The 7,768-nt window shown below is 63.8% G+C and carries 5 protein-coding genes; 1 reads left to right on the forward strand and 4 read right to left on the reverse strand.

Annotated features, from left to right (window positions below; genetic code table 11):
- Nucleotides 1–187: 187 nt before the first annotated feature.
- Nucleotides 188–1,063 carry a helix-turn-helix domain-containing protein gene (locus tag CWO89_RS37735; RefSeq protein ID WP_207234653.1) on the reverse strand — a complete coding sequence of 292 codons (876 nt, stop codon included), beginning with the start codon at nt 1,061–1,063 and terminating at the stop codon, nt 188–190.
- 377 nt (nt 1,064–1,440) lie between these two features.
- On the opposite strand from CWO89_RS37735, the gene CWO89_RS37740 reads away from it, so the two are divergent.
- Entirely contained in the window at nt 1,441–5,400 is a 3,960-nt protein-coding gene (locus tag CWO89_RS37740) for an autotransporter outer membrane beta-barrel domain-containing protein (protein WP_165421494.1), read from the forward strand.
- Between the two features lie 151 nt (nt 5,401–5,551).
- On the opposite strand, the gene CWO89_RS37745 is transcribed toward CWO89_RS37740, so the two are convergent.
- From CWO89_RS37745 to CWO89_RS37755, 3 genes are all read right to left on the reverse strand, one after another.
- Nucleotides 5,552–5,911, reverse strand: coding sequence for a hypothetical protein (locus tag CWO89_RS37745; protein WP_130583437.1), 360 nt, complete (start codon nt 5,909–5,911; stop codon nt 5,552–5,554).
- A gap of 355 nt (nt 5,912–6,266) precedes the next feature.
- Complete coding sequence (locus CWO89_RS37750; RefSeq protein ID WP_130583438.1) at nt 6,267–6,686, reverse strand: DUF5413 family protein; 420 nt, start codon at nt 6,684–6,686, stop codon at nt 6,267–6,269.
- A gap of 47 nt (nt 6,687–6,733) precedes the next feature.
- The coding region (locus CWO89_RS37755; RefSeq protein ID WP_130583439.1) for a hypothetical protein at nt 6,734–7,768 on the reverse strand (1,035 nt) is incomplete at its 5' end.

Consider the following 7,768-nt stretch of genomic DNA (forward strand, 5'->3'; position numbering starts at 1 on the left):
AAAGCGGAATGTTTTTTGCGTGAGGGCTGGACAGACTTTTGGGTGATTTGCCCGTCGGGTTGATTTGTCGCACCCGTTGCATCCACATCGCCATTGCGAGCCAGCGGGTCGGCGCGTAGCGCCGCCCGATGACGGGCTCCGCGAAACAATCCATAGCGCCGCACGGGACCACGCGAACTGTTACAATTTATGTACCAGCCTTCTTGGTTACGACCGGCTGCCCAGCTTGTAGAGCCGCTCGCGCCTGGCGAGGCGTCATCCCATAGACACGCTTGAATAAACGGGTGAAGTCGGCGGCCTGCATGTCCAATCCGCAGGTCCAGGCAAGGCGGCCGATTCCGGACGCGTCCGTCGTCCTCAAGGCATCGACGAAACGGCGCAGCCGAACGTCGCGCAGATATCCTGCCACGGTCAGGCCATTCTCCGAGAACAGCTTGTAGAGCTGGGTCCGCGATACGTTGATGCCCCGCCAGATATCATCCGGCGTCAGCTCGGCGCGATGATAGTTCTCCTCGATGTAGGCAATCGCCCGCATGAATTCCTTGCCTGGTCGTGCCTGAAACTGCTCGCCCCGGGATAGCTCACAGCGCAGCAGATGGATGAGGAGTTCGGCCGTCGCCTCCAGCACGATCTCGAAGTCCTGCGCGTCCATCCTCCCGTAGGACTCGAACAGCAACCGCATCTGGGCGCCGATAAAGGGCGCCAGCGGAGCGGAACTGAGAAAGCGAAGAATGAAGCGGTCGTCGGAGAGGTCGGTCTCGAGTGCGGCGACAAGACGCGTTCGCGGCAGGAAAATCGTCGCCATGCGAACCCGGCGCGACCGCGCCGTTACCTCGACCGTGCTTTGGACCATCCCAAGGTCTCCGGCGCTCAGGCTGACGAAATCGGTTGCAGTTTCCTCGCTATATTCTCCGGACAGGACGTAGTCGAATACCACGCCGTCGATCTTGTCGGCCGCGGCGTCCGCTTCGGTTCGCTTTGCCTCCACGCAGGAATTGGATGTCAGCTTGTAGAAAGCGACGTTGTTTCCGACGAGCCATGCCGTGGTGCTGTCGAGCGGCATCCCCTCGGATTCGCCGATGGTTCGAACATAGCTGCGACGAAACAGGTTGGCGTCCGCGAGATAGTCGGCGCCGTTCGCGCGGGGATCAAGGCTGCTTCGCTCTCCGTAGAGGAAGCGCGCGGGGCGCTTCGGTGAGGGCGATTCGGGAGATGTCCGCGAGGAAGCGCGCGGTTCCACTCGATCGTTCGAATCATTAACCATAGACCATCTCACCGCGTGATGAAGTGCAACCCGCGAGGCGTGCGTTCGGATCGTACGCACTGCTACCGAAAACTTCGCATTCCGTCCAAAACTTCATGCTTTCCGTACCAGGGGGTAGCCGTCAGATTGCTCGTGTGTTTGCTGAACAACTTCAGCTTACCGGTCGATCGCTGCCCATGAATCGCGCCTCCCGTCCTGCCTTCAATCAAGTCGTTGGCCTCGTCCAGGCGTCGGAACCGGTCAGGGTTCTCAGCAAGAAAGATCGTCCCGGACACCGGCATCGCCGCCGGGTCGGCTCTGAGTGGAAGTGGGGCGTTTCGGCCGCTGCACCGCTGCTGAGCCTTGCGCCGTCGCTGGCGTGGGCCGATGCGGTCGGCGACGCGTCCAGCGCCCTGCAAGCCACCATCGTGGCCTACGCGGGCAACCCCAGCGCGACCAACACCGCTGCGATGCAAGCGGCGCTGACGGCCTACAACCAGGCCGTGGCCAGCAACGCCACCACGACCGTCAGCACGCCCACATCGGTCTCGACCATGCAGACCATATCCGGCGCGACGGCGAACTATGTAAATGCGGGCGGCACGCTGACATACTCGGTGAGCGGCAGCGGAGCGAGTGGCGGAGCGATTTATGTGAATTCCGGCGCCTCTTTCTCGATCGGCAGCGCCAGGGCCGATCTGAGCGATGCCGGGGCCAACTCGTCCGTGATCTTCTCCGGCAACTCGGCCACCTATGGCGGCGCGATCTACAACAGCGGCACGGCGACGATTGCCGACAGCAGCTTCTCCAACAACACGACCGTACAGCGGGGTGGCGCGATCTTCAACGCCGGCACGGTCACAATCGCTGACAGCAGCTTCTCCGGCAATTCCGCCGCCTTCTATAGCGCCGCAATCTACAACAACTCCGGCACGGCAACGATCGTCAAAAGCAGGTTCTCGGGCAATTCCGCCCGTAGCGGCAGCGCGATCACCTCCTCCGCCACGGCGATAATTGTCGACAGCAGCTTCTCCGGCAATTCCGCCAGCGTCACCGGCGGCGCGATCTTCAACACCGACACGATGTCGATCTACGGCAGCAGCTTCTCCAACAATTCGGCCACTTATGCCGGCGGTGCAGTCATCAACTATTATCGCACGGTTATCGCCAACAGCAGCTTCGTTGGCAACACGGCCACCTCCTATGGCGGCGCCATCTACAGCGACGCCGACAGCACAACAACGATCGTCGACAGCAGCTTCTCCAGCAATACCGCCGGTAGTCAGGGTGGCGCGATCTTCAACGCCGGCACGATGTCGATCACCGGCAGCAGCTTCTCGAGCAATTCCGCCAGCAGTGCCGGCGGCGCGATCTACAACACCGGCAGGGCAACGATCGCCGACAGCAGCTTCTCCGGCAACGCGAACGGAGCGATCTATAACACTGGCGCGGCGTCGATCAGCGGCAGTAGCTTCTCCGGCAATTCGTCCACCACCTATGGTGGCGGCGCGATCTTCAACTTCGGCACGGCAACCATCGTCGACAGCCACTTCTCCAATAATTCCGCCGGCGCCGGTGGCGCGATCTTCAATGAAACGAACCATACGGTGACGATCACCGACAGCAGTTTCTCCGGCAACTCGGCCACCTATGGCGGCGCCATCTTCATCAACGGCACCGCGACGATCACCGGCAGCAGCTTCTCCAACAATTACGCCGCCCATGGTGGCGGCGCCATTTTCGACGCAAGCGGCACGGTGACGATCGCCGACAGCAGCTTCTTCGGCAACACGACCGGCACGCTGGGCGGCGCGGTCTACACCGATTACGGCACGATCAATCTGACGGTCGGCGGAGGCCGGACCTCCACCTTCTCCGGCAATACGGCCAGCGGACAAGCCTCGTCCATCTACTTGAATGGGCCCGCCACGCTCAATGTGAGCGTAGCCTCGGGAGGGGTGCTGGACATGCGCGATCCGATGGGCGGCAGGGCCAACGGCACCCTCGCCATCACCCAAACCGGCGACGGCACCTGGAAGCTCGGCGGCAACAATGTCTTCACCAACTCGGGCGGCCAGACCACCTTCAATGTCGTCGCCGGCAGGCTCTACCTCTATGCCGCCGGCGAGGTCAGCAACGCCACTTCAGCCAACGCCGCCGCCACGGTGACCGCCGGCGCGATCCAACTGGACGGCTCTTCTTCCAGCTTTACCCTGGGCAGCACTGCCACCCTGGTCGCCGCTGGCAACAACAGCATCACCACCGAAGGCAGCATCGTGCTGGCAAACGGCGCCACGCTCCGCGGCGGAACCGCAACGGACAATGCCAATGTCGACGGCGGCGGAGCCCTGATCGCCGGCGGCAAGACCTCTCTCACGCTCACCGCGAGTGGCGGTGTCACCCTGCAAGGCAACCTCAACGTCGAAGCGGTCGCCGCCGCCGACACCTTCACCCTGAACGCCGATCTCGCCGACGCCGCGGGATCGACCGGCAGCCTGACCAAGCGTGGGACGGGCACCGTGGTCCTGACCGGCGACAACAGCTACACGGGGACCACGACGATTCCAGCCGGCACCCTGGCCGTGGATGGCTCCATCGCCTCGAGTGCGCTGACCATCGTCAATGCCGGCGCCACCCTCGCCGGCACCGGCAGCGTGGGCACCACGACGATCAACAGCGGTGGCATTCTCGCCCCCGGCAGAGCGGGCACGATCGGCAGCTTGACTGTCAACGGCAACCTCACCTTCGAGAACGGCGCGATCTATGCGGTGGATGTTGCCGGGTCCGGCAGCGACCTGACCACGGTGTCGGGCGGAGCCACCCTTAAAGGCGGCACTGTGGTGGTCTCCACACTTGATCCCTTGGCCAGCTACCAGAAAGGCCAGACCGCCACGATCCTGAGGGCCGGCACTGGCGTGAGCGGCAGCTTCGCCGGCTCCGCCATCTCCTCCGCCTTCCTCACGACCAGCCTCAGCTACACCGCCGATAGCGCCTATCTCACCGTTGCCCTGGCCCCAACGAACACAGATGGCTCGGGCAACCCGGCCATTTTCGAGACGGTTGCCCACACCGCGAACCAGTACCGCACCGCGGTTGCACTCGACACGCTGGCGCAATCCGGCTCGTCGCTTGCGCTCTACAACAAGCTGCTGTTGCTTGACGCTGGCGAAGCCCGCGGCGCCTACAACGCTCTCGACGGCGAGATCCATGCCAGTCTGAAGAGCGGCCTGATCGAGGACAGCCATTTTGCCCGCGACGCCGTCACCGGCCGGCTGCTCGCCGCCTTCGGCGAGGCGGGCGGATCATCCGCCGACAATGTCCGAAAGCTCAGCGACGGCCTCGCCGTCTGGGGTTCCGGCTATGGCAGCTGGGCCCGGCTCGGCGGCGGAGGCGGCAACGCCGCCAGCCTCGACCGCGCCGCGGGTGGTTTCTTCGTCGGCGCCGACAAGCTCATCGACAGCGGCTGGCGGATCGGCGTGATGGGCGGCTATGGCCGCTCATTCTACAGCGTCGATGGCCGCGCCTCGTCGGCCGACGTCGACCAGTCCACGATCGGCGCGTATGCCGGCACAAGGATCAACGATCTCGGCCTGCATCTCGGTCTGGCCAACACTTGGCATGCGATCGATACCAGCCGCAACGTCGCCTTCCCCGATTTCGCCGAAATCGACAAGACCTCCTACAATGCCCGCACCACGCAGATCTTCGGCGATGCCGGCTACACCTTCCATGCCGGCGGGGCCGCCCTTGAACCGTTTGCCGGCTTTGCCTGGGTCAATCTGCACACGAACGGCTATGACGAGAACGGCACCGCCGGCCTGCACGGCGGCGGTGAGACCCAGAACGTCACCTATTCCACGATCGGCCTGCGTGGCGCACTCCCCGTCAGTCTGGGATCGTTCAGCGGCAATCTGCACGGCACGCTCGGCTGGCAGCATGCGTTCGGCGATGTCACGCCGTGGACCACCCACGCCTTTGTCAGCTCCGATGCCTTTACGGTGACAGGCGTGCCGATCGCCCGCGATGCCGCGCTCATCCAGACCGGGCTCGATATCCCCCTCAGCAAGGACGCCACGCTGGGTTTTTCCTATACGGGTCGGCTCGGCGCTCACACCGAGGAAAACGGGCTGTCCGCCCGGTTCCGCCTAACGTTCTGAACATGAACCGCGCCAGGATCGCCGCCGTCCTCTCCGAGACGGGGCGTCCGAAGGACGAGCCCGGAACCCATCCAACAGCAGAGCATGCGGTGAAATGGATTCTCTGATGTGCAGTTGCCGGGGCGCGCGCAGCGCGAGCTATGATGTTGGCTCAGGCCAACACCGCCCGCTTTAATCCCGCGAGGACTCCGATCAAAGCGATGCCGAATATTGAGATCACCGAGGAGTGCCGCGCCTTGATAGAGAGTGCGGCTGGGGCCCGACCGGACGGCGCCTGCCAAACGGCAACTGGCTCATACCGGTCAACGAGGCAACGTTGGCGGGGCTGCAGCAAGTGCGCCTGCGAGGCGAAACGATCTCGGACTGCATCATTCGCCTCATGATCGTCGCGTTGCATAAGTACGGCCTGCAATAAAGCATCGCAGCCTATGGCTGTTAGATAGTCGTCTTCATCGATCAGCGGTTCTGACGAGACATCACCGCGCACTTCAAGCCGGGACGACGCCGTCATTGCGAGCCAACGGGTCGCAATGACGGGGAGGTTTCTGATTCAACTTTCAAACAGCTTCCGCTGTCGTCGTCCGGCTTGACCGGACGATCCAGTATTCCAGAGGCAGCAGTGCTTGAGCCGAGAAGCCGCCGGTTACCGGATGCCCGCCGGAGCCTGTCATCGGGCTCGCCGAAGGCGAGACCCGGTGGCGGGCATGACGGTGGCCGACGGGTTAAGCGATCTATTTTTGGGCGAAGGTTTTAGCTGATTTGCCCGTCGGGTTGATTGTCGCACCCAAAGCAGCCACATCGACATTGCGAGCCAACGGGTCGGCGCGTAGCGCCGCCCCGGTGGCTCGCAATGACGGCGAAAGCGGTTACGTGGTCGCCGGCTGCGGCTCTTCCGCGTATTTGTGCGCCAGCCAGGACGACAGCGTTGCCGGCACCAGGCCGACGAGCCCATACAGAATGAACTGCACCGCGCCGGAGTCCGGGCCGCGCGAACCGTAGAGCAATTCGGCCGCGATGAATCCGATCGCGCCAATGGTCAGCATCCGCGCAAACGGATTGATTTTCCGCACATGCATCAGGATGTCGTCGATCGCCGCCAGCATCAGTGACGGCACGATGCCGAACAGATACGCGTATTGCAGCGTCTTGGCGAAAGCCAGGAAGAACTTTCCGACCTCGTGCACGCCCGTCTCGTTCCAATAACCAGACTGATAGCTGGTCGCGAACAGCAGAATGAGACCACCGATGAACGGACCGATAGCGGCGAAGATCAGGTAGCGTTTCATGGCGCCTACTCACTGCAAAACAACTCAGCGAGAGGAAAGAACTCCCCTCACTCCCCCCACGCCGCAAACGCGTCGTTGAACGCGCGCTCGCCGGGGGCGCCTTTTTCGATCGCGATGATGGCGCGGCGCTGGTTGGTGTAGACGAGCGGCACGTCGAACCAGGAGCGCTCCTTGAGGAGCTGCAGGTTGCGCGAGCGGTCGGCATCGACGTTGGAGAGGCCGACCAGGAAGAAGCCGTCGGTGACCTTCACCGCCAGGCCTGCGAGCGGGGTGCCGCGGGCCTGCTCGTTGGACTTCATCAGGATGCCCGGCACATTGCCGACGCCGCCGTTCGGGAAATCCTGCGGCAGGATGAAGGTGAGCTCGGCGGTGTGGCTCGCGGGCAAGGACGAGTCGGTGTTGCGGCGGAACGACATCGTCATCTTGAACTTGCGGTCGGGGATCTCGATGTCGGCGCGCACGGCGATGTCGGGTGCCGCGTTGCCCGAAGCCTTGATCGGTTCGGTGCGCCAGATCACCGAGCCCACATATTGCTTGCCCTTGGGATCGCTGGGGTCCTCGTCATAGAGCACGACACGCTGCGCCACCGGCGCAACCGGCTCACTGGACGACGGCTGGCCGACGCGGTCCGGAATCTTCGGCTTGGTCGCGGGCGTCGCGACATCCTTCGGCGCCTCCACCGAGGGTGACGACTTGAGCAGCCCGCTCACGACCGTGACCGCCTGCTTGCCCCAGAGGATGCCGGCGCCGACCAGGATCAGGATGATGCCGACCGCAATCGCGCTCTTGAACGGGAATGCCGAGCCGAGCCGCGCGCTCTTCTTGACGTTGCGATCGCCGCCATTGCCGATCCGCGCCCGCGGCTGCGATCCCTGCGGGTAGCGCTCGGCCTCCTCGCTCGACTCGTCATAGGAATAGGGGGCGTCCGGATCGGCGCCGCGATTCTCCATGTTCGGCTCGAGCCGGTCGAACTCCGGCGAGGGAGACGGCACATTGGCGTAGGTCTTGCGCGCATTGCGGTTCGCCTGCGCGGCGGCGCGGCCGAGATCGTCGGCGTCGGCGGCGAGATCGCGGAAGCCACG

Source organism: Bradyrhizobium sp. Leo170 (assembly GCF_004296405.1).
Classification (GTDB): Bacteria; Pseudomonadota; Alphaproteobacteria; order Rhizobiales; family Xanthobacteraceae; genus Bradyrhizobium.